23 protein-coding genes are annotated in these 26,916 nt (G+C 67.4%); 11 read left to right on the forward strand and 12 right to left on the reverse strand.

Annotated elements, in window-relative coordinates:
* Positions 1–17 precede the first annotated feature (17 nt).
* The 7 genes from ACFWZ3_RS07400 to pilG all read right to left on the reverse strand — a co-directional run bounded on the left by ACFWZ3_RS07400 (position 18) and on the right by pilG (position 11,977).
* Positions 18–509 (reverse strand): chemotaxis protein CheW, encoded by a 492-nt coding sequence (locus ACFWZ3_RS07400; protein ID WP_439707089.1) that lies wholly within the window; start codon positions 507–509, stop codon positions 18–20.
* The gene (locus ACFWZ3_RS07405) at positions 506–2,305 is read right to left on the reverse strand and encodes a chemotaxis protein CheB (protein WP_439707090.1); all 1,800 of its coding nucleotides are present in this window, start codon (positions 2,303–2,305) and stop codon (positions 506–508) included. The genes ACFWZ3_RS07400 and ACFWZ3_RS07405 overlap by 4 nt, the downstream gene beginning before the upstream one ends.
* Positions 2,298–8,444, reverse strand: a complete 6,147-nt coding sequence (locus tag ACFWZ3_RS07410) for an Hpt domain-containing protein (protein WP_439707091.1) — start codon at positions 8,442–8,444, stop codon at positions 2,298–2,300. Before ACFWZ3_RS07410 ends, ACFWZ3_RS07405 begins: the two co-directional genes overlap by 8 nt.
* 77 nt (positions 8,445–8,521) lie before the next feature.
* Positions 8,522–10,552 (reverse strand): methyl-accepting chemotaxis protein, encoded by a 2,031-nt coding sequence (locus ACFWZ3_RS07415; RefSeq protein WP_439707092.1) that lies wholly within the window; start codon positions 10,550–10,552, stop codon positions 8,522–8,524.
* Positions 10,553–10,670: 118 nt separating this feature from the next.
* Entirely contained in the window at positions 10,671–11,216 is a 546-nt protein-coding gene (locus ACFWZ3_RS07420; RefSeq protein ID WP_439707093.1) for a chemotaxis protein CheW, read from the reverse strand.
* Positions 11,213–11,584 carry a response regulator gene (locus ACFWZ3_RS07425; RefSeq protein WP_091337433.1) on the reverse strand — a complete coding sequence of 124 codons (372 nt, stop codon included), beginning with the start codon at positions 11,582–11,584 and terminating at the stop codon, positions 11,213–11,215. The genes ACFWZ3_RS07420 and ACFWZ3_RS07425 overlap by 4 nt, the downstream gene beginning before the upstream one ends.
* 36 nt (positions 11,585–11,620) lie before the next feature.
* Positions 11,621–11,977, reverse strand: a complete 357-nt coding sequence (gene pilG / locus ACFWZ3_RS07430; RefSeq protein ID WP_209620096.1) for a twitching motility response regulator PilG — start codon at positions 11,975–11,977, stop codon at positions 11,621–11,623.
* Positions 11,978–12,357: 380 nt separating this feature from the next.
* On the opposite strand from pilG, the gene gshB reads away from it, so the two are divergent.
* The 7 genes from gshB (at position 12,358) to ACFWZ3_RS07465 (ending at position 18,812) form a co-directional block, all read left to right on the forward strand.
* Positions 12,358–13,320 carry a glutathione synthase gene (gshB, locus tag ACFWZ3_RS07435; RefSeq protein WP_439707094.1) on the forward strand — a complete coding sequence of 321 codons (963 nt, stop codon included), beginning with the start codon at positions 12,358–12,360 and terminating at the stop codon, positions 13,318–13,320.
* Positions 13,317–14,183 carry an energy transducer TonB gene (locus ACFWZ3_RS07440; RefSeq protein ID WP_439707095.1) on the forward strand — a complete coding sequence of 289 codons (867 nt, stop codon included), beginning with the start codon at positions 13,317–13,319 and terminating at the stop codon, positions 14,181–14,183. Before gshB ends, ACFWZ3_RS07440 begins: the two co-directional genes overlap by 4 nt.
* Before the next feature lie 83 nt (positions 14,184–14,266).
* Positions 14,267–14,839: a YqgE/AlgH family protein gene (locus ACFWZ3_RS07445; protein ID WP_439707096.1), complete on the forward strand. Its 573-nt coding sequence runs from the start codon at positions 14,267–14,269 to the stop codon at positions 14,837–14,839.
* Between the two features lie 37 nt (positions 14,840–14,876).
* A complete protein-coding gene (gene ruvX, locus ACFWZ3_RS07450) occupies positions 14,877–15,308 on the forward strand; it encodes a Holliday junction resolvase RuvX (RefSeq protein ID WP_439707097.1) in 432 nt (143 codons plus the stop codon).
* A gap of 54 nt (positions 15,309–15,362) precedes the next feature.
* Complete coding sequence (locus ACFWZ3_RS07455) at positions 15,363–16,289, forward strand: aspartate carbamoyltransferase catalytic subunit (RefSeq protein WP_439707098.1); 927 nt, start codon at positions 15,363–15,365, stop codon at positions 16,287–16,289.
* A gap of 95 nt (positions 16,290–16,384) precedes the next feature.
* On the forward strand, positions 16,385–18,160 hold the full coding sequence (locus ACFWZ3_RS07460; protein ID WP_439707099.1) for a hypothetical protein: 1,776 nt from the start codon (positions 16,385–16,387) through the stop codon (positions 18,158–18,160).
* Between the two features lie 268 nt (positions 18,161–18,428).
* Positions 18,429–18,812 carry a BON domain-containing protein gene (locus ACFWZ3_RS07465; RefSeq protein WP_439707100.1) on the forward strand — a complete coding sequence of 128 codons (384 nt, stop codon included), beginning with the start codon at positions 18,429–18,431 and terminating at the stop codon, positions 18,810–18,812.
* A 127-nt stretch (positions 18,813–18,939) separates the two neighbouring features.
* Here the strand turns inward: ACFWZ3_RS07465 and ACFWZ3_RS07470 are convergent, their stop codons facing one another.
* A complete protein-coding gene (locus tag ACFWZ3_RS07470; protein WP_439707101.1) occupies positions 18,940–20,106 on the reverse strand; it encodes a PilT/PilU family type 4a pilus ATPase in 1,167 nt (388 codons plus the stop codon).
* A gap of 132 nt (positions 20,107–20,238) precedes the next feature.
* Positions 20,239–21,276, reverse strand: a complete 1,038-nt coding sequence (locus ACFWZ3_RS07475; protein ID WP_439707102.1) for a type IV pilus twitching motility protein PilT — start codon at positions 21,274–21,276, stop codon at positions 20,239–20,241.
* A gap of 362 nt (positions 21,277–21,638) precedes the next feature.
* Here ACFWZ3_RS07475 and proC point away from each other — a divergent pair, with 362 nt between their 5' ends.
* The 3 genes from proC to ACFWZ3_RS07490 all read left to right on the forward strand — a co-directional run bounded on the left by proC (position 21,639) and on the right by ACFWZ3_RS07490 (position 23,806).
* Positions 21,639–22,472, forward strand: a complete 834-nt coding sequence (gene proC, locus ACFWZ3_RS07480; protein WP_439707103.1) for a pyrroline-5-carboxylate reductase — start codon at positions 21,639–21,641, stop codon at positions 22,470–22,472.
* Positions 22,469–23,044 carry a YggT family protein gene (locus tag ACFWZ3_RS07485; RefSeq protein WP_439707104.1) on the forward strand — a complete coding sequence of 192 codons (576 nt, stop codon included), beginning with the start codon at positions 22,469–22,471 and terminating at the stop codon, positions 23,042–23,044. Before proC ends, ACFWZ3_RS07485 begins: the two co-directional genes overlap by 4 nt.
* 192 nt (positions 23,045–23,236) lie before the next feature.
* A complete protein-coding gene (locus tag ACFWZ3_RS07490; RefSeq protein WP_439707105.1) occupies positions 23,237–23,806 on the forward strand; it encodes a hypothetical protein in 570 nt (189 codons plus the stop codon).
* 11 nt (positions 23,807–23,817) lie between these two features.
* On the opposite strand, the gene ACFWZ3_RS07495 is transcribed toward ACFWZ3_RS07490, so the two are convergent.
* From ACFWZ3_RS07495 to pdxH, 3 genes are read right to left on the reverse strand one after another with little or no spacing between them, the layout of a single operon-like run.
* Entirely contained in the window at positions 23,818–24,618 is an 801-nt protein-coding gene (locus tag ACFWZ3_RS07495) for an ABC transporter substrate-binding protein (protein ID WP_439707106.1), read from the reverse strand.
* Positions 24,618–25,058: a secondary thiamine-phosphate synthase enzyme YjbQ gene (locus tag ACFWZ3_RS07500; protein WP_439707107.1), complete on the reverse strand. Its 441-nt coding sequence runs from the start codon at positions 25,056–25,058 to the stop codon at positions 24,618–24,620. Before ACFWZ3_RS07500 ends, ACFWZ3_RS07495 begins: the two co-directional genes overlap by 1 nt.
* Positions 25,055–25,642, reverse strand: coding sequence for a pyridoxamine 5'-phosphate oxidase (gene pdxH / locus ACFWZ3_RS07505; RefSeq protein ID WP_439707108.1), 588 nt, complete (start codon positions 25,640–25,642; stop codon positions 25,055–25,057). The genes ACFWZ3_RS07500 and pdxH overlap by 4 nt, the downstream gene beginning before the upstream one ends.
* A 39-nt stretch (positions 25,643–25,681) precedes the next feature.
* Between pdxH and ACFWZ3_RS07510 the strand changes: the two genes are divergently transcribed.
* Entirely contained in the window at positions 25,682–26,512 is an 831-nt protein-coding gene (locus ACFWZ3_RS07510; protein WP_439707109.1) for a kinase, read from the forward strand.
* The last annotated feature ends 404 nt before the right edge of the window (positions 26,513–26,916 follow it).

Raw genomic sequence — 26,916 nt, forward strand, 5'->3', positions numbered from 1 at the left:
TTCCCGCGATGCGGCGCTCAGGCAGCGCCGACCTGCTCGTCGAGACTCAGCAACGTGGCCAGTTCCGCCTCGATGCCTTCCAGGTCCGGAATGACCGCGATGTCGTCGCGCACCAGCACCTGTGCCTTTACGCCGGACGGCAAAGGCGCGCCATCGTGCGTAGGGATGATGAGCTCGGCGTTGAGCGTGGTCAGGCGGGGGAAGCCCTGGGTCACCACCGCGATGAAGGGCAGCCTGGCGTTGTTGCCCAGGGCCTTGAGCACGGCCACGCGGACCGCCAGGTCGGCATCACCCTCGGGTGCGCCGGCGAGCTTGGTGAAGGAGACCAGCGGCACGCGCCAGCCACGCCAGGCGATGCGGCCAAGCAGCCACTCGGGGGCGCCCTCGACCGGCTCGGGCGTCGGCAGGGTGATCACTTCGGCCACGGTGGCATTGGGCAGCAACAGGCGCAGCTGGCCTACCGGCACGAGGACGCAGCGGATTTCGCGCGGCAGGGGTTGTTCGCTCATGGCTGACCTTCCGGGATGAACTCGGCCAGGCGCGCCGCCAGTTCGCGGGGCGTGCCGGCCTGATGGGACAGATTCTCGGCCAGCACGCCGCTGACCATGTCGGAGACGTGCTGGCCGCCGCTGGCTTCGACCCAGACCTGGCCGCCACGATCGTGCACCGCCTGACAACCGGCCACCGCGTCGGTGGAGCGGCCGGCGAACACGATGGCGATCACGTCGCGGCCGAAGGCCTCGGCGGCCTGCGTGAGGCTGACGTCGATCGACGGCACGTGACCGGCGCCCGCCTCGATCGGTTGCAACTCGATCGTACCGTCGCGTCGCAACATCACCTGGCGGTCCGAGGGCACCACGATGACCTCGCCCACGCTGGCCCGCACGCCCGCTTCGGCGAGGCGTACCGGAAGCGCGCACTGCGAAGCGAAATACTCGACCAGGCCATCCGCCGGGCGGCCGGCCAGATGTTGGGTATGCAGCACGGTGGTGCGCAAGCCGGCGGGCAGCGCGGCCAGGAACTCACCGACCGATGCCGTGCTTTCAGTGGTGGCGCCCAACACCACCAGCCGACGCAGCGCGGTGGCTGGTGCTTCGAGCACCATTTCGTGCGTCGGTGCGAAGTCCTGGGGGGCGATGGCCTCCTCAAGGGAGACCAGTTCGAGGCTGAGGCCGGGAAGGACGGGCGAGGCGCCATCCTCGGCGTCGGGCGCGAGATAATCGACCGCACTGACTTTCTCGATGCCGAACTCGGCCGCTTCAGCGTGCCCGGCAACATCAGTGCCGGGCGCAAGGTAGTCGATGGCGCTGACTTTTTCGATACCGAACTCGGCAGGCGCCGCCTGCTCCACTGGAGCTAAGGCGGCGGGCGCGGGTTCATCGCCATCAAGCAGCGTCCAGCTGTCGGAGATGCGCGCGGCGGCGACCGTTTCGGCGACCGCACGTGACGTGGCCGGAGCCACGTCCTCGCCGATCGGCGCAAGCTCAAGGTGATCGAGCCGGAAGGTGGCGTGTGGCGCCGCTTCCGTCCGGGCATTGGCGCCGCCCTCGACGGCAGGGGCCGGATCTTCGTCGATCGCCGACAATTCCAGCGCGGCCAGCGGACGGGGTGCTTCGGTCGCTTCGGCCACCGCGACCACTGCGCCGCCGGCATCCTCATCGTCGGCTTTCGCCTGCACATGCAGGGCGGCACCGAAGTCGCCATCGTGCAACGGCGCGCCTTCGCCAGCGGCGTAATTGAGGCCCGAACCGAAATCGTCGGCATCGTCGGCCGGCACGTCGGAAGCCAGCAAGGCTTCGAGCTCGGCGGCGAGCGTCTCGGAGACGGCCGCCTGGCGTGCCTCTTCGTCCTCCGGCGCCTCGCTGAGGCCTTGCACGCCGAGGTCGGCCGGCACGGCTTCGGTCACAGGTGCCGCGACGTGATGCTCATCGGCAACGTCGGCCGGCGCCGGCGGGCGCGGCGGATCGGCGTCGCCGATCGCCAACACCTTCATCGCCAGGTGGCGGGCCCACCGCGCACGGTCCCAACCCTCCAGCCGACGGCTTGCCTGCGCATCGTTGAAGACCACGCGAGGGCGATCACCTTCCAGGGTGTCGTCCAGGCGATCCAGCGCGCTGTCGTCCTCGTCGTCGAGGTTGACCACCAGCACATCGGCATCGACCGAGGACAGCAGCTCGCGGCTCAGGCCGTTCAACGGCCCCTCGTGCACGATCCGCGCACCGCGTTCCTGCAGGGCGCTGCGCAATTGCTCACCCAGGCCCGCGTCGTCGAACAGCAGGGCGACCGCCGGTACCGCCTCAGCCATGGATCGCCTCCACCGCCATCGCGCGCTGCTCCAGGACTTCGGCGATCTGCGCCAGCAGTTCGGCCTCCTGGTAGGGCTTGCCGAGGTAGCGGTCAACACCGATGTCGAAGGCGCGCTGGCGATGTTTGTCGCCGGTGCGCGAGGTGATCATGATGATCGGCACCTCGCGCAGGCGCGCGTCCGCCTTCATCTGCGTGGCCAACTCGTAACCGTCCATGCGCGGCATCTCGATATCGAGCAGCATCATGTCCGGCACGCGGTCGTGCAGTTTCTCCAGCGCGTCGACGCCGTCCTTCGCGGTGAACACCTCGTAGTCGTGGCGTTCCAGCACGCGGCCGGTGACCTTGCGCATGGTGATCGAGTCGTCCACCACCATCACCAGCGGCTTGGCGCGCTGCTCTTCGATCAGCGGCGAGGCCACCGCGCTCAGGCCATCGGCCAGACGCTGCTCGCGACGGATAATGGCGTGGCGGACCAGCGGCGGCAGGTCGAGAATGATCAGCACCGAGCCGTCGCCCATGATGGTCGCGCCGAGCACGCCCGGCACCGAGCTGACCTGCGGGCCGACCGACTTGACCACGATCTCGCGCGAGCCGATCACCGCGTCGATGCGGATCGCGGCGCGCAGGTCGCCGGCGCGGGTCAGCAGCAGCGGGAGTTGTTCTTCCTCGATGACCGGGTTGGGCTGCAGGCCAAGCAGGTCGGCCAGGTCGTGGATGCCGTAGGCGTCGCCGTTGTAGTCGAACGACGGGTTGGCCTCGCCCAGGCGGGCGCCCAGGTCGTCCGGGCTGATCCGGGCCACGCCCTGCACCGACGTCATCGGGATGGCGAAGGTCGCCTCGCCGATGCGCACCACGATGGCCTGGGTAACCGCCAGGGTGAACGGCAGGCGCAGGATGAAGGTCGTGCCCTGGCCCTGCTGCGATTCGATCGCCAGCGAACCGCCCAGCTGCTTGATCTCGTTGGCCACCACGTCCATGCCCACGCCGCGGCCGGCAAGCTGGGTGACGTGGCTGGCGGTCGAGAAGCCGGTCTGGGTGATCAGGCTGAGCAGTTGGTCATCGCTCGGACGCGAGTCGGCACGCAGCAGGCCACGCTCGATCGCGCGGGCGCGGATCGCCTCGCGATCCAAGCCACGGCCATCGTCGCTGACGCGCACCACCACCTCGGTGGCCTCGCGGGCAACGCGGATCCGTACCGCGCCCTCGGTCGGCTTGCCCGCCTTGCGACGGTCGGCCGGCGACTCGATGCCGTGCGCAATGGCGTTGCGCAGCATGTGCTCGAACGGCGCCTTGATGCGGTCGAGCAGGTTGCGGTCCATTTCGCCGTGAGCACCCTCGACGTACAGCTGGGCGCTCTTGCCTTCTTCCTGCGCGGCCTGGCGCAGCGTGCGGCGCAGGTTCGGCACCATCGTGTCGAACGGCAGCATGCGGGTGCGCAACAGACCGTCCTGCAGCTCGGCGCTGACACGCGACTGCTGGATCAGCAGGGTTTCGGACTGGCGGGTGAGCTCGTCCAGCATGTTCTGGATCGAGACAAGGTCGGACACCGACTCGGCCAGCGCACGCGAGTACTGCTGCAGCTGCGAGAAGCGGTCGAGCTCGAGTGGATCGAACACGCCGATGCCGGCCTCGCGATGCTCTCGCTGGAAGCGCGCGATGATCTGCGCTTCGGTCTCGATTTCGAGCATGCGCAGCTGGCTGCGAAGACGCTGCACGGTCTGGTCCAGCTCGACCAGGTTGAATCGGTAGCCGGCGACCTGCTGCTCCAGGCGCGAACGGTAGATCGCGACCTCGCCGGCATGGTTCACCAGGTTGTCGAGCAGTTCCGCGCGGACGCGGATCTGTTCCTGCGTCGAGCGAACCTCCTCTTCCTCGCGCTCGGGCAGCAGCTCGGGCAACAACTCCGGCAGCGGTGCGGCCGGCAGCCTCGCCGACGGCATCGCGACCGGAGCATGCGCGGTGTCGTGCCCTTCGTCGGACAGCGCTTCCTGGCCAGCCAAAGCCAGCAGACGATCAATCAACGCCTGCGGGTACTCGATCGGCTGGCTCTGCGAAACGCGTTTGACCAGCGAATGCAGCGCGTCGAAGCTGACTTCCAGGGCACCGATCAGCTGCGCCGTATCGCGCTCGGCAACCGGCTTCTCCAGCAGCGTCTCGATGGCATGGGTCAGATCGCCTACGGGCACCAGCCCGGCGATGCGCGCACCGCCCTTGAGGGTGTGCAGGTCGCGCTGGAGGCCAGCGGCATGCGATGTCTCGCTCGGCTCGGCCCGCCACTCGGCCAGCAGGCCATCGGCGTGGTCGAGCAGTTCGTTCGCCTCTTCGGTGAAGATTTCCAGCAGGTCCGGATCGATCTGCCCGACCCACGGTTGCGCCGGCGTGTCGTCGATGGCGAGCGGCACGAACGGCACGAACGCTGCGTCGGCCGGCTCTTTTTCGGCTTCGTCGGCGCCGGCAGCGCGGGTGGCCTCGGCAGCCTCGATCGTGAGCGGCGGGCGCGCTGCCTCGACCACCTCCGGAACCTCGATGGTCTCCGGCTCGGCCGGCCCAGCCACCTCTTTCTCGGTCATTTCGGCCGAGGAAGATTCCACACTTTCCGCAGCTTCCGCCTGAGTGGCGACGTCGTCTGCATCGACGAACTCGCGCGGGAGATCCACTGGATCGGACAGCAGCAAAGTGGCGTCCCGCTCCTCGTCGGCTTCGTTCGAAACCTCCAGCTCAGGCTCCTGCGCACCGCTGTCCAAGCCCAGCGCCGGGAGATCGTCCAGCCCGGCTTCGCTGTCGTCCACGACGACTTGCGATACCGGCATCGCCGACGGACCGTCGGCCGGTTCGTTCAACAGACTGTCCAGCAGCGCGGCGAGGCTCTGTTCGTCCTCGGCCTGCCCGGTGTCGACCGAGAGGCCTTCACCACCAGCGGCTTCGGCGGCTTCCAGGTCGAACGCATCGAGCGCGGCCAGCAACTCGCCGGCGTACGCATCGTGTTCGTCGTGATCGCCCGTTTCGACGGAGGTATCGGCCGCCACCGGTTCACCAAGCGCGTCACCCAGGCCGGCATCGAGCGCGGCGGCGACGGCGTCGTCCGGCAGATCGGTCGGCAGGTCTTCGGCGTGCGGGTCGAACAGTACGTGTGCGACCTTCGGTTCCGGCTGGCTGTCGCGAAGCTCGATCAGGCGGGCGGTGAGCGCGTCGACGGACGGCAGTTGCGGCTCGGCCGCATCGAACTGCGCCATCACGTGGTCGACCACGTCAGCCGATTGTGCGAGCAGACGGGTGCCTTCCTCGGACAGCGGCAGGCTCGCAGCGCGCAGGCGCTTGAGCAGGCTTTCCAGCGGGGACAGCAACTGCGTCAGCAGCGGGATGTCCACCATGGCGATGGCGCCATGCAGCGTGTGCACCGCGCGCAGCAGGGCGTCGTCGATGCGCAGTTCGCCGTCGGCGCGAGCCAGCGCGCCACGGATCGCCTGCAGGTATTGCGCCACTTCGCTGCGCAGGATCTCCAGCAACACCGGGTCGACCGGCGGCATCACCGGCAGGGCGATCGCCTCGACCGGCTCGACCGCCTCGTGCGGGACATCGACGGACGCGGTCTGGTCGGTGTGCGCGGCGACCGGCACGGCGTCGGCGGCTGCATCCAGACGCGGCACGCGGCGGCGCACCACGCGGCGCACGGTTTCCGTCGCGGCGGACGCATGGTCGCTGATCTGCGCCATCTCGCCAGCGGCCAGGCGCTCGGCCGTGGTCATGATCGCGGCCAGCGGGGCGGTCGGCGTGCCTTCGCCCTTGAGTGCGGCAAGCAACTGCGGCAATGCGCCGATGGCGGCACTGACCACGGCCTGCACGCTTTCGTGCGGCTGGATGGTGGCATCCAGCACGCGGTTGAGCATGTTCTCGACCTTCCAGGCGAACTCGCCGAGCACGCTGGCGCCCACGAGACGACCGGAACCCTTGAGCGTGTGGAAGGAGCGGCGAATCGGGGTGATCGCGGCCAGCTGCGCCGGATCGGCCAGCCATGCCTGTTCGGCGCCGCGCAGGTTGTCGATCTCCTCCTGCATTTCCTCCAGGAAGATCTCGCGGATGTCGTCGTCGATACCTTCGGTACCAAGCTGGAAACCGGCGTTGCCGGCCAGCGCGTCGGCGACCGGCACTTCCTCGACGACTTCTTCCTCGATCTCGATCCAGTCGCCCTCCCCGCCGGTCGTCGGCGAGGCGGTGAGCGGCTCGGTCTGTGCCAGGCGCAGGCCGGCCAGCTCGTGTGCGCCGCTCTGCAGCGGCTCGCTGCTGCCGACCATCAGGTCGTCGAGGCCGTGACCGTCGGCCAGGCTGACCGGCTCGGACAGCGAGGGTTCGGACGGCTCTTCCGCGGCGGCGACCGGCGCGGGTTCCTCGTAGGCCACTGCGGCACGCGCGGCAGGCAACGGCCAGTAGCCGAGCGAGCCCAGGCTGTGTTCGGCCACATCGAGGATGTGCTCAAGCCCGCCACGATGTTCGCGGGCGGCTTCGAGGTAGTACTCCAGCGCGGCCAGGGCGTCGGCCAGGTGATCCATCTGCGCGCCATTGGGCACGCGTCGGTCGACCAGCATTTCGTTGCCGATGAAGCGGCCGATGCCTTCGGCCAGCTCGGAGGGACGCGGCGCGGACAGCATGCGCATGGCGCCAGCCACTTCGTCCATCAGCGCCGGGGTGCCGTGCAACTGGGCATGGTCCCAGCCGGCCTCGACGAAGGCGACGATCGCGTCCTTCACCTTGGCAGCGTTGGCGATCGCCTCCTGCATCAGCGAGGCCAGAATGCTGCGCGCTTCGCTGCGCGGCAATGCAGGTACCGCCGCGCCTTCCACCGGCAACATCTCGTCGGCCAGGCTGTCGTCGGCGCCCAGGCTCTCGATGTGGTCGTCCAGCGACGATTCGACGTAGAGCAGCGCACCGGCGACGTCGAGCAGCACGCCCTCTTCCGGCGCGCGCACCTTGTGCACGATTTCTTCCAGCACGCGGCGCTGCTCGTTGACTACGCGGCGCGGCACGGCCAGCGCCAGCATGCCGAGCGTGTCGCCCACGCGTTCGAGCACTTCGCCCTGCGCAGCCAGCTGCGCCGGATCGCCGTCGCTCTGGCGCAGGAACAGGTCGAGCGCTTCCTTCACGCGCAGCAGGTCTTCCTTCAGTGCCTTGGACACCGAATCGAGCAGGGCGCGATTGTGACCGGCCATCGAGCCGCGTGCGTGTTCCAGCTCGGCGGCGTCGGGCAGCAGGCTGTCCAGGCGGTAGGTCTGCTTCAGCTGCGCCATCTGCGGACTGGCCTGGCGGGCCTGCGCCACGATGTATAGCAGTTTGCTGGCCAGTTCGTCGGCGTCACCGCCGCGCAGGCTGGCTTCGCCCTGCTCGATGAGCTGGCGGATATTGCGGTCGACCTTGCCGATCAGCTGGCGGATCTCGGCGGCATGGCTCTTGAGCATGCCCTGTTCCAGGCCTTCCAGCACACCGGCGGCGATCCACCACAGGCGGCGCCCAGGCACGGTCCAGCAACGGCCGGCGATGCCCATCAGCGTCTCGCGCATGCCGATCAGTTGCTGCGGCGCGTTCTGGCCGCGGAACCAGGCCAGCAACTGCTGCTGGAAGCGCAGGCGCAGCGTGGTGATGGCGCTGCGCTGGGCAGCGACATCGACCTCGCCCTGCGCACCGGGCGCCTGCACCGGCAGCGCCTGTTCGAGGTTCGGGCTGAACAGCGCCGCCTCGGACAGTGCCTGCTGGTCGCGGCTGGCGCGCAGGTCGTTGAGCAGCGGCAGCAGCACGACCGGCACATCGCGATGGCCGCCGGAGAGACGCTCGAGGTAATCGGGCAGCTGCATCAGGCCGCGCATCAGCGCGCCGAAAGCGTCGTCGCGCTGGCGGATGTGGTCCTCCATCAGGCAGATGGCGAGGGTTTCCATCTCCTCGGCGACCATGGCCGCGCCATAGAGCTCGACCATGCGCAGGGTGCCCTGCACCTGGTGCAGATGATCCACGCAGGCGCGCATGACCTCGCGCTTGCCGGGGTTCTCTACGTAGGACTCCAGCGCCTCGCGGGCCCGTGCCAGAGTCTCGTCGAGCTCCGGCTTGACCCACTGCAGGGTGGTGAAATCGATGTGGTCTTGAAGTCTCATGCGCCCCTCTTGAGCGGCTGCGCGCTACGCACGCATCGCACAACCGTTCGAGGTTGCCCTCTGTCGGTAAACGTTGATCAACCCGGCAGCTTGAAGTGCGCCACCGAGCGCCGCAGATCGCTCGCGAGCTGGGCCAGGTAGCCGATCGAGTCGGCCGTCTGGCTCGCGCCTTGCGAGGTCTGCGAAGTGATTTCCTGGATCGCGTTCATCGACTGCGAAATGTCGGTCGCCGCCGCGGACTGCTGACGCGCCGCGGTGGAGATGTTCTGAATCAGCGCCGACAGGTCATGCGAGACGCGCTCGATGTCGCCCAGTGCGCTGCCGGCGTCCTCGGCCAGGCGTGCACCGGCGACCACCTCGGAGGTCGTCTGCTCCATCGAGCTGACGGCCTCGTTGGTATCGGACTGAATGGTCTGCACCAGCGTCTCGATTCGCTTGGTCGCGCTGGCGGAGCGTTCCGCCAGGCGCTGCACTTCGTCCGCCACGACCGCGAAACCGCGGCCAGCCTCACCGGCCGAGGCCGCCTGGATGGCCGCGTTCAACGCCAGGATGTTCGTCTGCTCGGCAATGTCGTTGATCAGTTCCACGATCGAGCCGATTTCCTGCGAGGACTCGCCCAGACGCTTGATGCGCTTGGAGGTTTCCTGGATCTGGTCGCGGATCGAGTCCATGCCCGAGATGGTCTCGCGCACCACTTCGGCGCCGCGCGAGGCGATCTGCACCGAGCGTTCGGCCACGTCGGCCGATTCGGCCGAGTCCTTGGACACGTTGTCCATCAGGCTCGCGATCTGGTTGATCGCCGAGGTCGCCGTGCTGATTCGCGCGGCCTGGCTCTGCGCCGCGTCGGCCAGGTGGCGCGCGGTGGTCTGGGTTTCCTGCGCCGACGAGGACACCTGCTCGGAGGTCTCGTTGATCGTGGTCACCAGGGTGCGCAGCTCGTCGATGGCGTAATTCACCGAGTCGGCGATGGCGCCGGTGATGTCCTCCGACACCGTGGTCTTGACCGTCAGGTCGCCTTCCGCGAGCGATCCCATTTCGTCCAGCAGGCGCATGATCGCCTCCTGGTTACGCTGGTTGAGCTCGGTCGAATCCTGGAAGCGCTTGCGCTGGTCGCGCACCAGGGTGACCACCAGCAGCAGCGCGAAGGCCACTGCGCCGGCGGCGCCCAGCACGCCCCACCACACGTTCGGGAACAGCCGGCGGAACGGCAGCTTGCCGATCTGGTCGGACAGTTCGTTGGCGCGCAGCAGGACGTTCTGCGAATCCAGCGAGGCCTGGTTACCGGCGTTCTTCACGTCAGCGATTGGCGCGGCGGCGGACACCAGCTTGGCGATCGGCTCGGCCAGCGCCTCCCAATTGCCCTGCATGTCGGTGAGGATCTTGCGCGCGTTGGCGTCGCCCATGGCCTTGACGCCGGCATCGGGGTTGCCGTCGGTCAGGCCCTTGAGCACGGTGCCGTACAGCTGCGCGTCGCGGGCCAGGCCGTCGGCCGCGGCCTGCGCCGAATCGCCGCCCTGCAGCACCTCCTGCACGCGGCGGACCATACGGTCGGCCAGCAGCATCTGGCGCGAGGAGCCGAGCATCTGCTCGGCACTGCCGTTGCGCTGCTGCAGGATGTTGGTGACCTGGTCCATGCTCGAGTTGAGCAGGGGCATCTGCTGGGACAGCTTGTCGGCTCGCTGGGCCGAATCCAGCACGACCCCCTTGTTGGACAGGATCTTTTTGATGTCGCCGTCGAGCTGGCCCCACGCGTTGACCAATGCGGTCACGCCGCGACCGGCCGGCGTGGCGTTGTTGTCGCCGTACGCTTCCATGCCGCCCTTGGGATCACCCTTGGCCAGCTTCTGCACCGCCGCGTCGATGGCGTTGCGCGTGCTTTCCAGTTCCTTGAAGGAGTCGACGTTGCCGTCGGCGGCCTCGAGGGCGTACTTGGCGGTCTGCTGCGACAGCACCTGGATCTGCGTGGTCAGCGCGCTGGCCTGGCGGTCCTCGCCGTTCTTCTGGTTCAGCAGGAAGAAGTCCAGCGCCGCGAAACCGATCGCGATCAGCAGCAGGACGATGAGGCCTGTATAGCCCCGTTCCTTGCCGATGCCCCCTGTAGTGCTCATCGTTACACCTCGTCCGTCTTCCATCCCGCCGGGCCGCGCTTCGACCGCGCTGCGCTGGCGGGACCTCTCGCCCCTGGTATCCGGCCACGCACGGCACCGGCCCTACATATCGCTCCGTTCAGGCCGCGGCCTGACGGAAATCCGGCGCGCGCACGAGCCGGTTCATGCTGAAAACGCCCAGTCGCTGTTCACCCACGGCCACGCGTTCGCCGACGAATCGGGTCAAGCGCGGATCGTCCTCGGAAAGGGACTCGCGGCGCTGCTCCTCGTCCACCGTGCGCTGGCCGAACACCTCATCGACCATCAGCGCGACGCTGCCGCCGCCCTGGCGGACGATCAGCAGGCGCGTGCGCTCGGTCGGCTGGGTACGCTCGCCGAACAGGAAGCGGTTGAAATCGATCACCGGCACCAGGTTGCCGCGCACGTTGGCGACGCCCATCAGCCAGGGCTGGGTCAGCGGTACCGGGGTCAGCACGGGCACCGCGAGCAGCTCGTTGATCTCGTCGATCGCACTGACGAAGAGGCGCGCACCGACGCGGTAGCCGATGCCGCGCCACAGGCCCGGCGCTTCCATCCGGTCCTGCACGTCCTGGGCGTGCGCCAGCGACAGGCGCTCGTAGCGGGCCAGGATCTCGAACGGCGTGAGGTTGGCGCTCTCGCTCATGCCGCGCTCGGCAACAGGTCGTTGATGCAGGTCAGCAGCTCTTTTTCGTTGACCGGCTTGGTGATGAACGCGCGCGCGCCCTGGCGCAGGCCCCAGACGCGATCGGTTTCCATCGACTTGGTGGTGATCATCACGATCGGCACGTTCGAGGTGACCGGGTCGCGCGTGAGCGTGCGGGTGGCCTGGAAGCCGTTCATGCCGGGCATGATGACGTCCATGATGACCAGGTCCGGCAGCTCGGCGCGGACGCGCTCGATGCCTTCCTCGGCGGTACTGACGGCGGCGACCGCGTAACCGGCCTTCTCGAGCAGCGTGGTGAACACGCGCACGTCGGTCGGTGAGTCGTCGATGATGAGAATCTTTGCCACAGGTCTCCCCTATAAGACGCTGCAGTCAGTGGCTTTTCAGACCGTGCTGACGTGACGATGGATGGCCCCAAGCAGTTCGTCGCGGGTGAACGGCTTGGTCAGGTATTGCTCGGCGCCGACGATGCGGCCGCGCGCCTTGTCGAAGAGGCCGTCCTTGGAGCTCAGCATGATCACCGGCGTGGCACGGAACTGCGGGTTGTTCTTGATCAGCGCGCAGGTCTGGTAGCCGTCCAGGCGCGGCATCATGATGTCGACGAAGATGATGGCCGGCTTCTGGTCGGAGATCTTTGCCAGCGCCTCGAAGCCGTCGACGGCCGTGAGGACCTCGCAGCCTTCCTTCTTGAGCAAGGTTTCGGCTGTACGCCGGATGGTCTTGGAGTCATCGATCACCATGACCTTCAGACCGGACAAGCCGTTGTCGCTCGTATTCAAGTTCACTCAACCCCCCTGGTGCCCGCCCGAGGCTCAGGTAAGGCACACGGGCCGGGCGGATGCCGACCAGTGTGCAAAAAAAACCGCAACTTTTTCTGTGGTTGCGTTCCGATTGCCGGCAACGCACTCAATGCGTTGCTGTTTACCGCCTGACAGAAGCGGCGTCAAGCAAAAATCAAGGCGTGGCGCCGGCTCATGGGTAGTATCGGCAAACGCGTCAGTTCTTGAGCGAGCGCGTCAGAACTTGCCGCATTGCGCCCCCTCGGCCACCATCCCGACCTGCCGCGCACATCACTTGCCCTATCCCCGGCTGCGCACTTCCCTGCCACGGAGCATTTTTCATGCCGCTTTCGGTTGCCGTGCTGATGGACCCGATCAACACCATCAAGGTCGCCAAGGACACCAGCTTCGCCATGCTGCTGGAGGCCCAGCGCCGCGGCCATGCGCTTTACTACATGGAACAGGGCGACCTGGCGTTGCGCGATGGCGCCCCCTTCGCCCGCCTGGCCCCGTTGACCGTGCGGGACGAGCCGGCCGACTGGTACACGCTGGGCGAACGCCACTGGCACGACCTGCGCGACATGGATGTAGTGCTCATGCGCAAGGATCCTCCGGTCGACGCGCAGTTCGTCTATGACACCATGGTGCTGGATGCGGCCCAGCGTTCGGGCGTGCAGGTGGTCAACAACCCCCAGGCCCTGCGCGACTGCAACGAAAAGCTTTTCGCCCTGCAGTTTCCCCAGTGCATCGCGCCCACGCTGGTCTCGCGTGATGCCAGCGAGCTGCGCCGTTTCGTCACCGAACACGGCGAAGTGGTGCTCAAACCGCTGGACGGCATGGGCGGGCGCGGGATCTTCCGCGTCAAGGCCGGTGACAGCAACCTCAACTCGATGCTCGAAACCCTGCTCGCCGGCGGCATGCATGGCGAGGGACGGCATTTCACGATCGCGCAGAAGTTCATCCCTGCGATCAGCGCGGGCGACAAGCGCATCCTGCTGGTCGACGGCGAACCGGTGCCCTACGCGCTGGCGCGCATCCCGCAAGGTGACGAGTTCCGCGGCAACCTGGCCGCCGGCGGCCGTGGCGAAGGCGTGCCGCTCAGCGAGCGCGACCGCTGGATCGCGGCGCAAGTGGCACCCGAGTTGCGCCGCCGCGGCCTGCGTTTCGTGGGGCTGGACGTGATCGGCGACTACCTCACCGAGATCAACGTCACATCCCCGACGTGTGTGCGCGAACTGGACGCGCAGTTCGGGCTTAATATCGCCGGACTGCTGTTCGACGCGATCGAGAACGTCCCCGCGTGAGTGCCACCGTCCGCCGCCCCGATACCCCTGATCCAATCGGGGCGACCTTCCTGTTTTCCCTGTTGCTGCACGGCGTGCTGGTGCTCGGCCTGACCTTTCATTTCGTCAAGCCAAAGCCGAGCCTGCCGACGCTGGACGTGACCCTGGTCGACGTGGCCAACCGCGAAGCGCCCGACCAGGCTGACTTCCTGGCCCAGGCCAGCAACCGCGGCGGCGGCAACAGCGATGAGGTCGGCCGTCCGACCGAGCGGCTGTCGGGTCTGCTGCCGGTACCGGGCAACGGCGTCGCCCCCGTGCCCCGGCAGGAGCAACACCTGCAGGCCCAGCAAGCCACGCCGGACCGCCTGGTGACCACCATCGGCAACAGCCGGCACAAGGTGGCGAGCGACACGGCCAGCAAGGCCCGGCCGGAAACCGACCAGCCGCCTTCGGACCTTGAACAGCTCCGGCAGGAAGCGGCCCGGCTGACCGCCGAGCGGGACCGCAAGGTCAAGCGCTATGCCAAGCGGCCGGTGAAGAAGTTCCTGTCCGCCAACACCGCCGAGGGCATGTACGCGGCCTATCTCCACGGCTGGTTCAAGCGCGTCGAGCGTATCGGCAACCTCAACTATCCCGACGAGGCCAGGCGCGAGCACATCCACGGCGACCTCGAGGTCAGCGTGGGCTTGAACCGCGACGGCAGCATCGCCGAGATCCAGATCATCCGAAGCTCCGGCTCGCCCCTGCTGGACGAGGCGGCCAAGCGCATCGTGCACCTGTCGGCACCGTTCCCGCCGTGGCCGCAGGACAAGCAGGGCACGACCATCCTCTACATCGACCGGGTGTGGGAGTTCGGCGCGGACGACACACTGCGCCATCGCTGAAGCCTTGGCATCGAACGCCCAACGCGGGCGCTTCACATCGCGCGCGTTACAACGGATGCCCGCCTCCGCATTACAATGGCCGCATGAGCGCCGTCCCCAACCCGCAGACTCTCGCCGGACATTTCCTGATCGCCATGCCCAGCCTGGCCGAGCCGCCGTTTTCGCGCAGCGTGGCTTTCCTGTGCCAGCACGACGAGGACGGTGCGGTAGGCCTGCTGGTGAACCGGCTTTCCGAATACCGGCTCGGCGACGTGCTGGCACAGCTGAAGCTCGATTGCAATGATCTGGAACTGGCTGACCGGCCGGTGCTGATCGGCGGTCCGGTGCAGCAGGAACGTGGCTTCGTGCTGCACCGCGAGCACGGCCACTGGGAATCGAGCTACCGCATCAACGCCGAATGGTCGGTGACCACCTCGCGCGACATCCTGGTCGCCATGGCGGCCGGCGACGGCCCCCAGGACGCCCTGATGGCATTGGGCTACGCCGGCTGGAGTGCCGGCCAGTTGGAGCAGGAGCTGAAGGACAACAGCTGGCTCACCGCCGAGGCGAACGAGCGGGTGATGTTCCATACGCCGCTGGAGGAGCGCTGGAGCGCGGCCGCCGGCCTGGTCGGCGTCGATCCGCTGCAGCTTCCCGGCTACGCAGGCCACGCGTGAGCGCCTGGCGGGCGATCGACGGCACGGACCGCCGCGCATGAGTTGCGTGCTCGGCTTCGATGTCGGCAGCAAGCTGATTGGCGTGGCCGTCGGCAACACGATCACCGCAAGTGCCCGCGCATTGGCCGTGGTCCCCGTCCGGGATAGCGGACCGGACTGGACACAGCTGGACAATCTGCACAAGCAATGGCAACCGGACACGCTGGTCGTCGGCCTGCCGCTGGCGCTGGACGGCACCGTGCAGCCAGCCACCCGGCTCGCCCGCCGCTTTGCCGAACACCTGCGCGAGCGCTACCAGGCGCCGGTCGCGCTGGTGGACGAACAGCACAGCTCGCAGGAAGCCGCGCAGCGCTTCGCCCAAGCGCGCGCCGCCGGCACGAAAAGACGCAGCGACGCGGCCAACATCGACGCGGAAGCCGCCGCGGTGATCCTCGAACGCTGGCTTGCCGCCGCCTCCGCCTCCCACTAGCTTGAGCCAGGCCATCGCATGTTCATTCCTTCCCGCGCTTTCGAACCGCACGCCATGAGCACCCGCCTGCGCCACCTGACCACGCTGGAAAACCTGCCACGCGCCTGCGTCGAGCGCCTGCTCGACCGCGCCCTGTCCATGCGCGACGCCTGCGCCCATGGCACCCGCAAGCTGGACCTTCTCAACGGGCGGACCGTGCTCAACCTGTTCTTCGAGCCGTCCACCCGCACGCGCACCTCGTTCGAGCTGGCCGCCCGCCGGCTCGGCGCGGACGTGATCAACTTCGACATCGGCTTCTCCTCCACCGCCAAGGGCGAGGAACTGTTCGACACGCTGCATACGCTCGAGGCGATGCATCTGGACGCCATCGTGGTGCGCCACAAGATCTCCGGCACGCCGGAGGAACTGGTGCGCCACGCGATGAGTGGCGTGTCGGTGGTCAACGCGGGTGACGGCAACCGCGCCCATCCGACCCAGGGCCTGCTCGATGTCATGACCATCCGCGAGCATCGCCCGGACTTCGAGAACCTGGCGGTGGTGATCTGCGGCGACATCAAGCACTCGCGCGTGGCGCGCTCGGACGTGCATGCACTTATCGCCATGGGCGTGCGCGAGATCCGCCTGTGCGGCCCCGCGCCACTGATGCCGACACCCGAGGAGTTTCCGCGCTGCGTCTTCGTGGAGGATTTCGACGAGGCGATCGCCGGCGCCGACGTGGCGATCATGCTGCGTCTGCAGAAGGAACGCATGAGCGCCACCGAGCTTCCCGACGAGGCGGCATACTTTGCCCGCTACGGCCTGGACACCCGCCGCCTGGCGCTCGCCGCCAAGGGCTGCCTGGTCATGCACCCGGGCCCGATCAACCGCGGCGTGGAGATCGCTTCGGAGGTGGCCGATGGCGCCCAGTCGAAGATCCTCGAACAGGTCGGCAACGGCGTGTTCGTGCGCATGGCGGTATTGGGCGAACTGCTCGCCCGCTGAGCGCGGGCGTCAACCCCCGACGGCAGGCACAGGCGATCCACCCCGAGGGCGCGGCATAATGGCCGCGCCTTTCTTCTTTTTCAGGGAACCGAATCATGCGATCGACGAAGCGCACCCTCGCGCTGGCTTTGGCTGGCCTGTTGCTGGCGGCATGTGGACACAAGGACAAGGACGCCCCGCTGGCCTTCGTCCCCGCGGACACGCCTTACGTGGTGGCCAACCTTGACGTGCTCGACGACGACACCCGCGCCGCCCTGCTCGCCCAGGCCGATGCGCAGATGCCGGCCGAAGTGACCCAGTTGCGCGCCGCCGCGGACGAGATGGCCCAGAAGGATCCGGACACCGCCAACTTGCTGCGCGCCTTCGCCAAGGAACTGGACGGCAAGACGGTCGAGTCGTTCGCGCAGGGGGCCGGCCTGGACCTCAAGGGCTACTCCGCGCTCTACGGCCTGGGCCTGGCGCCGGTGCTGCGCTTCCAGCTCGGCGATACCGACGCGTTCGGGGCCTTCGTGGGCCGGTTGGAAACCGCCTATGGCAAGAAGCTCGACGTCGCCAATCTGGACAAGCAGAGCTATCGGCGCCACGTTTCGGCCGCCACGGGTACCCAACTGATCCTGGCCGTGGTCGGCAAGCAGGCGGTGGCCGCGATCCTGCCGGCCGATGCGTCCCAACCGCTGCTGCGCCAGGCGCTAGGCCTGGATCGCCCGGCCCAGAACCTGCAGGACGACGGCCGCCTGGCCAAGCTGGCCAAGACCAAGGGCTACGAGAAGTGGGCCGTGGGCGAGCTCGACCTGACCCGCGCCCTGCCGCTCGCCGCCAGCGGCAAGGACCCGCTGTTCAACGCCCTGCTCAAGGCCCGCGCACAGGCCGAATCGGCCAAGACCGGCGAGCCGGTGGCCAACCAGTTGCAGATTCCGCCCAGCTGCCAGGCCGATGCCACGCGCATCGCCAGCCGCGTGCCGGAACTGAGCTTCGGCTACACCCGGCTCGAGGCCAAGCACCAGGACATGCGCTGGGACGTCTCGCTCGCCAGCGACATCTCCCAGGCGTTCAGCGGGCTGAAGGTCGACCTGCCCGGGCTCGGCGCCACGCAGACGACCTCGCCGTTCGAGTTCTTCCTGGGCCTTCCGGTGGCGCAGGTGCGCGCGTTCTGGAGCGCGCAGGCTGACGCGGTGGCCGCCAAGCCGTTCACCTGCCCCGCGCTGACCGACCTCAACGACACCTTCGCCAAGCTCGGCCAGAACATGCAGAAGGCCGCGATTCCGCCGTTCGGCGACCTGCTGGGCCTGGGCCTTTCGCTGGACAGTTTCACGCCGGGCCAGGCCAACGCCATGCCGCAGTTCACCGGCCGACTGGTGCTTGGCACCAGCAACCCGGCCGGCCTGCTGGCGATGGGCCAGATGATGACCCCTGCCCTGGCGCAGCTGAAGCTCACCGCCGATGGCAAGCCGGTGGCGCTGCCGCCGACCCTCGCCAACATGTTCGGCCAGCCGGCCTGGCTGGCGATGGGTCCCAAGAGCCTGGGGCTGGGCATCGGTGCGGGCGAGGACGGCAAGCTGGCCGACGCACTCAAGGCTCCGGTCGGCAACGCGGGGCAGATGCTGCGCATGCACCTGAGCGGTCAGATGTACCTGGACTGGGTCACCCTGATGCAGCAGAAGGCCGACAGTCTGGCCTCCGCCGCGGCGGCCTTGGCAAAGGATGACGCGGTCAGTGCGGAAGACCAGGCGGACAAGACCGCCGCCGAGGCACGCACCAAGGCGCAATTCGACGCCATGCGAGCGCAGGCCGCGCGCATCGAGTCGATCGACGCCGACGCACGCGTCGACGATCACGGTCTGACGATCACCAGCCAGACCACGCTCAAGTAAGCCGCTACCCCGGGTTTGCCATGCGGGGCGCCTCCAGGGGCGCCCCGCTTGCTTTCCGGCTTCCTGCAGGCGCGGGCGATGCAGGCACAACGGGCAGCTCACTCTCTTTTCGCGCCGCTCGAACCTTCCTTTCAGCCAGCCGTTCACAACGGTAATTGCCACTGAACGGCAAGGCATCGGACCCACAACCCGTTCACGGCAGCCCTGTTGCCATGACTCCCACGGTGCAAACGCATCGTGTTGCGACAGTCACCCGAAGGAGAGTGCCATGCGTACCCATTCCGCGTTCCATCGAGCCTTCATCGCCGCCGGCCTGACCGCTGCGTTGGCCGCCGTGCCGTTCGCGCAGGCCCTCGCACAGGACGCCGACGCGCAGTCCAGCGGCAGCATGCAATCCAGCAACCAGACCGTACCGGGCAAAGTGGACGATGCCTGGATCACCACCAAGGTGAAGTCCGAATTCGCCACTACGTCCGAGATCCCCGCCAGCAAGATCTCCGTGGACACCCGTGACGGCATGGTGCGGTTGACCGGCACAGTGGCCAGCAACATGGACAAGAACCGGGCGATTCAGGTAGCCCATAGCGTCAAGGGCGTAAAGAGTGTCGACGCCACCGGCCTGACCGTGACCGCCGGCGCGGATTCGCCGTAAGCCTGCCTGTCGTCGCGTACGGAAACAAAAAGGAGCCCTCAGGGCTCCTTTTTTTGATCCCACTTCGGGTGAAGGCAGTGCTTGGAACTCGCGCTGCGCCTCAGCGCGAACGAAATGCGGATTCCTCTCAGCGCCGCAGCATGCCGCCGCCAAACTGGTTGTTGTCACGGGTCTCTTCCAGCTCGACGCCTTCCAGGCCCTGCGACAGCGTGTGCGCGTCGCCGCCCTGGGCCAGCTTGATGCGCAGGCGCACCTCGTTGGAGCTGTCGGCGTGGCGCAGCGCGTCCTCGTAGCTGATCTCGCCGGCGTGGTAGAGCTCGACCAGGCTCTGGTCGAAGGTACGCATGCCCAGGTTGACCGAGTCCTTCATCACTTCCTTGATCTTGTGGATCTCGCCCTGGCGGATGTAGTCCTGCACCAGCGGCGTGCCCAGCAGCACCTCGACTGCAACGCGGCGCGCCTTGCCGTCCGGCGTGGGGATCAGCTGCTGCGCCACGATGCCCTTGAGGTTCAGCGATAGATCCATGAACAGTTGCTGGCGCCGGTCCTCGGGGAAGAAGTGCAGGATGCGGTCGATCGCCTGGTTGGCGTTGTTCGCATGCAGCGTGCACAGGCACAGGTGGCCGGTTTCGGAGAAGTTGATCGCGTACTCCATCGTCTCGCGGGTACGCACCTCGCCGATCAGGATCACGTCGGGCGCCTGACGCAGCGTGTTTTTCAGCGCGTTATCCCAGTTGTCGGTGTCGATGCCGATCTCGCGCTGGGTGATGATGCAGCCCTCGTGCTTGTGCACGTATTCGATCGGGTCCTCGATCGTGATGATGTGGCCGGTGGAGTTCTGGTTGCGGTAGCCCACCATCGCCGCGAGCGAGGTCGACTTACCAGAACCGGTGGCGCCGACGAAGATGATGATGCCGCGCTTGGTCATCGACAGCGTCTTGAGCACCGGCGGCAGCGTCAGCTCCTCGAAGGTCGGGATCTTCGATTCGATCCGGCGCAACACCATGCCGACGCAGTTGCGCTGGTAGAAGCACGACACGCGGAAACGGCCCACGCCCTGCGCGGAGATCGCGAACTGGCACTCGTGGGTCTTCTCGAACTCCTCGCGCTGCGCTGGCGTCATGATGTTGAGCACCATGTCGCGCGCCTGCTGCACGGACAGCGGGCTCTGCGTGATCGGCACGACGCGCCCCTGCAACTTCATCGATGGCGCGACGCCGGCGGTGACGAACAGGTCCGACGCCTTCTTGTGCACCATCAGCTTGAGGAAGGAAGTGAAATCGAAATCGCTCATGGCTTGATGTCCGGGAATCGGGAATCGTCAATGGGGAATCGTCAGAAGCAAACCGCGGTCGCTTGCCGAACGAGGTCTACCGGGCGGGAGCGGGTTTTGCGATTTGCCATTCCCGATTGACCATTTCCGGCCTTACTTGAACACATCCTTGTTCTTGGCATAGCCGATCGCCTCCTGCCGCGCGATCAAGCCGCGCTTGACCAGGTCCTGCAGATTCTGGTCGAGCGTCTGCATGCCGTATTGCTGGCCGGTCTGGATGGACGAATACATCTGCGCGACCTTGTCCTCGCGGATCAGGTTGCGGATGGCGGGGATGCCGACCATGATCTCGTGCGCCGCGATACGGCCGCCGCCGACCTTCTTCAGCAGCGTCTGCGAGATCACCGCGCGCAGGGATTCCGACAGCATCGAGCGCACCATCGGCTTTTCGCCGGACGGGAACACGTCGATGATGCGGTCGATGGTCTTGGCCGCCGAGCTGGTGTGCAGGGTGCCGAACACCAGGTGGCCGGTTTCCGCGGCGGTCAGCGCCAGCCGGATGGTTTCCAGGTCGCGCAACTCGCCGACCAGGATGTAGTCCGGATCCTCGCGCAGTGCCGAGCGCAGCGCCTCGTTGAAGCCGTGCGTGTCGCGGTGAACCTCGCGCTGGTTGACCAGGCACTTCTGGGAGGTGTGCACGAACTCGATCGGATCTTCGACCGTGAGCATGTGCCCGTATTCGTTCTTGTTGATGTGGTCGACCATCGCCGCCAGCGTGGTCGACTTGCCCGAGCCGGTCGGACCGGTCACCAGAATCAGACCCTGAGGCTGCTCGATCAGTTCGCGGAAGATGCGCGGCGCGCCGAGGTCTTCCAGCGTCAGCACTTCGGACGGAATCGTACGGAACACCGCGCCGGCGCCGCGATTCTGGTTGAACGCGTTGACGCGGAAGCGCGCCAGGCCGGGAATCTCGAACGAGAAGTCGGTCTCGTAGAACTCTTCGTAGTCGCGCCGCTGCTTGTCCGACATGATGTCGTAGATCAGCGAGTGGACCTGCTTGTGTTCCAGCGGCGGGATGTTGATGCGACGCACGTCGCCGTCCACGCGGATCATCGGCGGCAGGCCGGCCGAAAGATGCAGGTCCGAGGCCTTGTTCTTGACCGAAAAGGCCAACAGTTCGGCGATGTCCATCGGGCGTTTCCCCTTAAAACGTTCGTCTGGATGAATAGCGGTTCTGCGCAGGGGACCGCCCGGTCGCGCGCTTGCGCACGCGCTCCGTCGCCTTCGAGCCGGTCATCGGACAACCCCCTCGCAACGAGCCGATACTACTCGCGCGAATGGCTTTGCGACCAGTAGGTTGGCGCCGCCGGATGCCGAAACTGCGATGGCTTCCCGCCGGTTTCCCTTGTCTCCTGTCCGAACGCCTTTCCCTGCGTTCGACCGAACAGGGCGGTCGCGCACAGGCGCGCTCCTCCCGGGGGGGGCCGGCCTTGTCACCCGCCCGCCGGCCGCTTCGGGTTAAGGTATCGGGCCCCACAACCCAAGGGACCGGCATGACACGACTTGCCTTCATCGGCGGCGGCAACATGGCGCGCAGCCTGATCGGCGGCCTGCTCAAGACCGGCGCTTCGGCCTCGTCCATCCGCGTGGCCGAGCCGCAGGCGCAGGCGCGCGAGGCGCTCGCCCGCGAGTTCGGTGTGACCACATTCGCCGAAAACCGGCTGGCCGCCGAGGACGCGGAGATCCTGCTGCTGGCGGTCAAGCCGCAGATCATGCCGGCACTGCAGGCAGAACTGCGCGACGTACTGCAGCGCCAGCGCCCGCTGGTGATATCGATCGCCGCCGGGGTACGGCTGGATCAGCTCGAACGCTGGTTCGGCGCCCACCTGCCAATCGTGCGCTGCATGCCCAACACACCCTCGCTGATCGGCGCCGGCGCCACTGGCCTGTGCGCCAACGCCCGGGTCAGCCCGCCGCAGAAGGCGCAGGCGCAGCACATCCTCGATGCAGCCGGCATCACCCGCTGGATCGATGACGAGGCGCTGATGGACACGGTAACCGGCTTGTCCGGCTCCGGCCCGGCCTACTTTTTCGCACTGGTTGAAGCGCTGGAGGACGCCGCGGTGGCGCAGGGCCTGCCCCGCGAAACCGCCCGCGCCCTGGCCGCGCAGACCTGCCTGGGCGCCGGCCGCATGCTGGTGGAGAGCGGCGAAGCGCCGGGCGAACTGCGTCGTCGGGTGACCTCGCCCAATGGCACCACCCAGGCCGCGCTGGACAGCTTCGCGGCCGACGGCCTCCCGCGCGTCGCCGCCCACGCCGTGGCCGCTGCCACCCGCCGCGGGGCCGAGCTGGCCGCCGAACTGGACGCCAAGGAGCCACGCCCGTGATCTACCTGCTGAACGCGTTTTCGCTGCTGCTTGAAATCGCCTTCGATGTCGTGGCCACGCTGTTCGTGCTGCGGCTGCTGGCCGAAGCCGGGCGGGCCGACTTCCGCAACCCGATCAGCCAGTTCGTCTACCGCTACACCAACCCGGTGCTTGCCCCGATCCGTCGCGTGCTGCCGAACTGGCGCCGGCTCAACCTGGCCGCGCTGCTGGTGTGCTACCTGGTGATGCTCATCAAGCGCGTGGTGCTGTTCGCCTTGGTCGGGGCGTTGCCGCACGTGGCCGGGCTGCTGGTGCTCGCGCTGGCCGACCTGCTCGACTTCGTGCTGTTGTTCTACCTGGTGCTGGTGTTCGGCTGGTCGCTGCTCAGCATGTTCGCCGCGGACACCTACCACCCCGTGCTGCGGCTGGTGGAAGGCATCGTCGACCCGCTGCTCAGGCCACTGCGCGGCAAGCTGGTGGTCGGCATGCTCGACTTCTCGCCGGCGGTGGTGATGATCGGCCTGCTGCTCGCCCGCATCCTCATCGCGGCGCCGCTGTTCGACTGGGGCAACCAGCTGGCGCGCGGGTTTTAAGTACCGCTTACGGCCAGCGTTGACCTGGTTAACCTGGAAAGAAGCGCATGGAACGCACAAACGAAAAACGCACCAAAGCAGTGGAGCGCAGCCAGGTCGACGGCTGGGCGCCATGGTTGCCATTCCGACATCAAGTGGCCATCGGGATGTGGCACACCCTGCTACCGACCCCTTCTGGACACTGAGGCGGTCGTGAATTTTCTGCGGAGAACCCTGGCATGGTCGATATGCGTGCTCTGGGGCGGCTGCGCGATCGCGCAATCCGCCGCTCCTGTGAGCTTGCGCGGACTCGTAGACCAGCTCGCCGCGCATCCGGAAGCCAGCCTGGAAGCCATGGAACGCTATCTGGATAGCGTGCTGACGAATAGATCGATCCGATATCGTACGCAGCGTGGATTGGGCGATTGGTTCGTCACCCATGCCGACGTATCTGCGCGAGTCGGCGGTTCCACCATCGACTCCATTACGATCCGGTCAAGCGCTGACAAGGTGCAGTTCGTCACGGTCAACTTTGCGCACAGCTCCTGTCTGTCCACGGCCCGCGTACAACGCATGCTCGGCCCGTTGAACCCTTCAGGTGCAATGCCCCCCGCCGCGCAAACCCTGGACCAGCGGCGCGGCCCAGCGACCATCGTCGTCTACGCCGAATACCATCCTGGCCAATCAGGCTTACCTAGCTGCGTAACGGCACTGATGGTTACCTACGAGCCCCAACCCGACTTGCGACCCGGGTTACCGCAACTGGCGTCCCCTCATCGCTGACTGCGCCACGATCAGGCGAGATGCGATGCCCACGCCGTGATGATGCGGTGTATCTCGTCCAGACCATCGAACAACGCCGCCGGCCCCGGCTGCAGGATGATCGGCGACTTCACCTCGTGCAGTTCGCCGTCGCGCACCGCCGGAATCGCCTCCCAGCCCGGTCGCTCCGCCACCCTCTCCGGCCGAAACCGCTTGCCGCACCAGGAGCCCAGGATGATGTCCGGCGCGCGGCGCACGACCTCCGCGCCATCGGCCAGGATGCGCTGTTTCGCCAGCGGCTCGCGCGCCAGCTCCGGAAACGCGTCCTCGCCGCCGGCGATACCGATCAGCTCGGCCACCCAGCGGATGCCGGTGATGATCGGCTCGTCCCACTCCTCGAAGTAGACCTTCGGCCGGCGCGGCAACTGCCCGGCCGCCGCGCGGATTTCGGCAATGTGCGCCTCCGCACGCCGGGCGTAGGCTTCGGCCTTCTCGTGGGCGCCGACCATGGCGCCAAGACGGCGGATATAGGCAAGGATGCCTTCCACGCTGCGGTGGTTGCTGATCCACACTTCCACGCCGGCCTTGATCAGCTCGCGCGCGATGTCGGCCTGGATGTCGGAAAAGCCGATCGCCAGGTCCGGCTCAAGCTTCAGGATCTCGCCGATCTTCGCACTGGTAAATGCCGATACCTTGGGCTTTTCCTTGCGCGCCCGCGGCGGTCGCACGGTAAAGCCGGAGATGCCGACGATGCGATGCTCCTCGCCCAAGGCGTAGAGCACTTCGGTCGGTTCTTCGGTCAGACAGACGATGCGCTGCGGAAAGCCGTCCATCAATGCCCCAGCACGGTCACTGAAACCCGGCGCTGGTGCGGTTCGCGGCGGTGTTCCCACAGGTAGATGCCCTGCCACGTGCCCAACTGCGGCTTGCCGCCATGGACCGGCACGGTGAGGCTCACGCCGGTGAGGATCGAGCGCACGTGGGCCGGCATGTCGTCCGGACCTTCGGCGTCGTGCTCGAAGAGCGGTTCGCCGTCGGGAACGGCGCGCGAAAACCAGCGCTCCAGGTCGTCGCGCACGGTCGGGTCGGCGTTCTCGCAGATCAGCAGCGAGCAGCTGGTGTGCAGCACGAAGACGTTGGCGATGCCCGTCTGCACGTGGCTGGCGGCGATCGCCTCGGCCACCTTGCCGGTGATTTCGCAAAAGCCACGGCCACGCGTGTGCACGGAGAAACCGTTCTGGCCGACGTGCGGCGCGGGCTGGGCGTGGCTCACGGGTAAAGTAGCCGGCTGGTCCAGGTCTGGCCGTGGCGGCTCCAGCGCACCCGCTCGTGCAGGCGAAATTGTGCGCCGTACCAGAACTCGATCATGTCCGGTTCGACCACAAAGCCGCCCCAGTGCGGCGGGCGCGGCACGTCGCGACCCTCGTATTCCTTCTCGCAACGCGCGAAGCGCTGCTCGAAGGTCTCGCGATCCGGCAACGTCTGCGACTGCAGCGACGCCCAGGCGCCGATCTGGCTGCCGCGCGCGCGGCTGGCGAAATATGCCTCCGACTCCTCCGCCAGCAGCTTGCGCGCGGCGCCCTCGATGCGAACCTGCACGCCCTGGCGCAGGTGCTTCCAGTGGAAGCACAGCGCGACCTGCGGGTGCGCGTCTAACTGCACGCCCTTGTCGCTTTCGTAGTTGGTGAAGAAGCGGAAGCCGCGCTCGTCGACGCCCTTGAGCAGCACGATGCGCGAGCTGACCCGACCGGCCGCATCGGCGGTCGCCAGGTTCATTGCGGTGGGTTCGGGGTCGCCGCCGGTGGTGGCCTCCTCGAGCAGGCCGCGGAAGGTGTCCAGGATCTCGCGTTTGAGCATGACTCTTGCATCGTGGCGGCGCCGCGCCATCATGCGCGGATGACCAACGATGCTAGCACGCAGAACGTCGCCCTCGCCGGCCACCTTCTGGATCACTATGCCGGCCGCATTGCGCGTTCACGCCGCCCCTACATCCTCGGCCTCTCCGGCCTGCAGGGCAGTGGCAAAAGCACGCTGGCGCGGGTGATGAAGGCCGAGGCCGAAGCTCGCGGCTGGCCAACCGACGTGCTCGCGCTGGACGACTTCTACTACCCGCGCAGCGAGCGCGAGACGCTGGCGCGCGAGGTGCATCCGCTGCTGCGCACGCGCGGCGTGCCCGGCACGCACGAGATCGAGCTGCTGCTCTCGGTGCTGGCCGCGCTGCCGCAGGCCTCGGAGAAGCTGCCGGTGACCTGGCCGCGCTTCGACAAGGGTCGCGATACCCGCGTGCCGCCCTCGCGCTGGCCCAAGGTCGCGCGCCCGCCGAAGCTGGTGATCCTGGAAGGCTGGGCGCTGGGCCTGCGACCACAGTTGCAGGCGGCGCTGGAAACGCCAGTCAACGCGCTCGAACGCGACGATGACCCGGACTGCCGCTGGCGCCATTGGGTGAACAAGCAGCTGCGCGCCTACCAGCCGCTGTGGCGCAAGCTCGATGCACTGATCGTGCTGCAGGCGCCGAGCTGGGACGTCGTGCGTCGCTGGCGTGGCGAACAGGAAGAAGCGCTGCTGGCGCGCAAGGCGCCGCTGGCGATGGACGCCGAAGCGATGGTGCGTTTCCTCGCGCACTTCGAACGCCTCAGCCGCCACGCGCTCACCACCCTGCCCGCGCTGGCCGACAGCGTGGTCGAGTATGACGACGACCGCCACGTCACGGGTCTCGCCCACGCCTGATGATTGTCGGCCCTCACTTCCTTCGGGAGAAGATTGGGGCGATGGGCCCTGCTTGCGACGAACCAACGCCAGGGCGATGGTTGCCTCCTTCCCCGCGAGCCCCAGCCCCTCACCTCGGTCCTCTCCCCGGAGGGGAGAGGAAGACAAGCTCCGCCATCCGTGTTGCCGCATCGCGGGCGTCACCTGACTCCCTCTCCCCTTCGGGGAGAGGGTTGGAGTGAGGGGCCATTCTTGCGACGAACCAACGCCAGAGCGATGTTTCTCTCCTTCCCCGCGAGCCCCAGCCCCTCACCTCGGTCCTCTCCCCGGAGGCGAGAGGAAGATAGGCACCGCCATCCGTGTTGCCGCATCGCGTTGCGTCGCCGGACTCCCTCTCCCCTTCGGGGAGAGGGTTGGGGTGAGGG

It is taken from the genome of Frateuria sp. GZRR35 (genome assembly GCF_051900415.1).
Classification (GTDB): Bacteria; Pseudomonadota; Gammaproteobacteria; order Xanthomonadales; family Rhodanobacteraceae; genus Frateuria_A.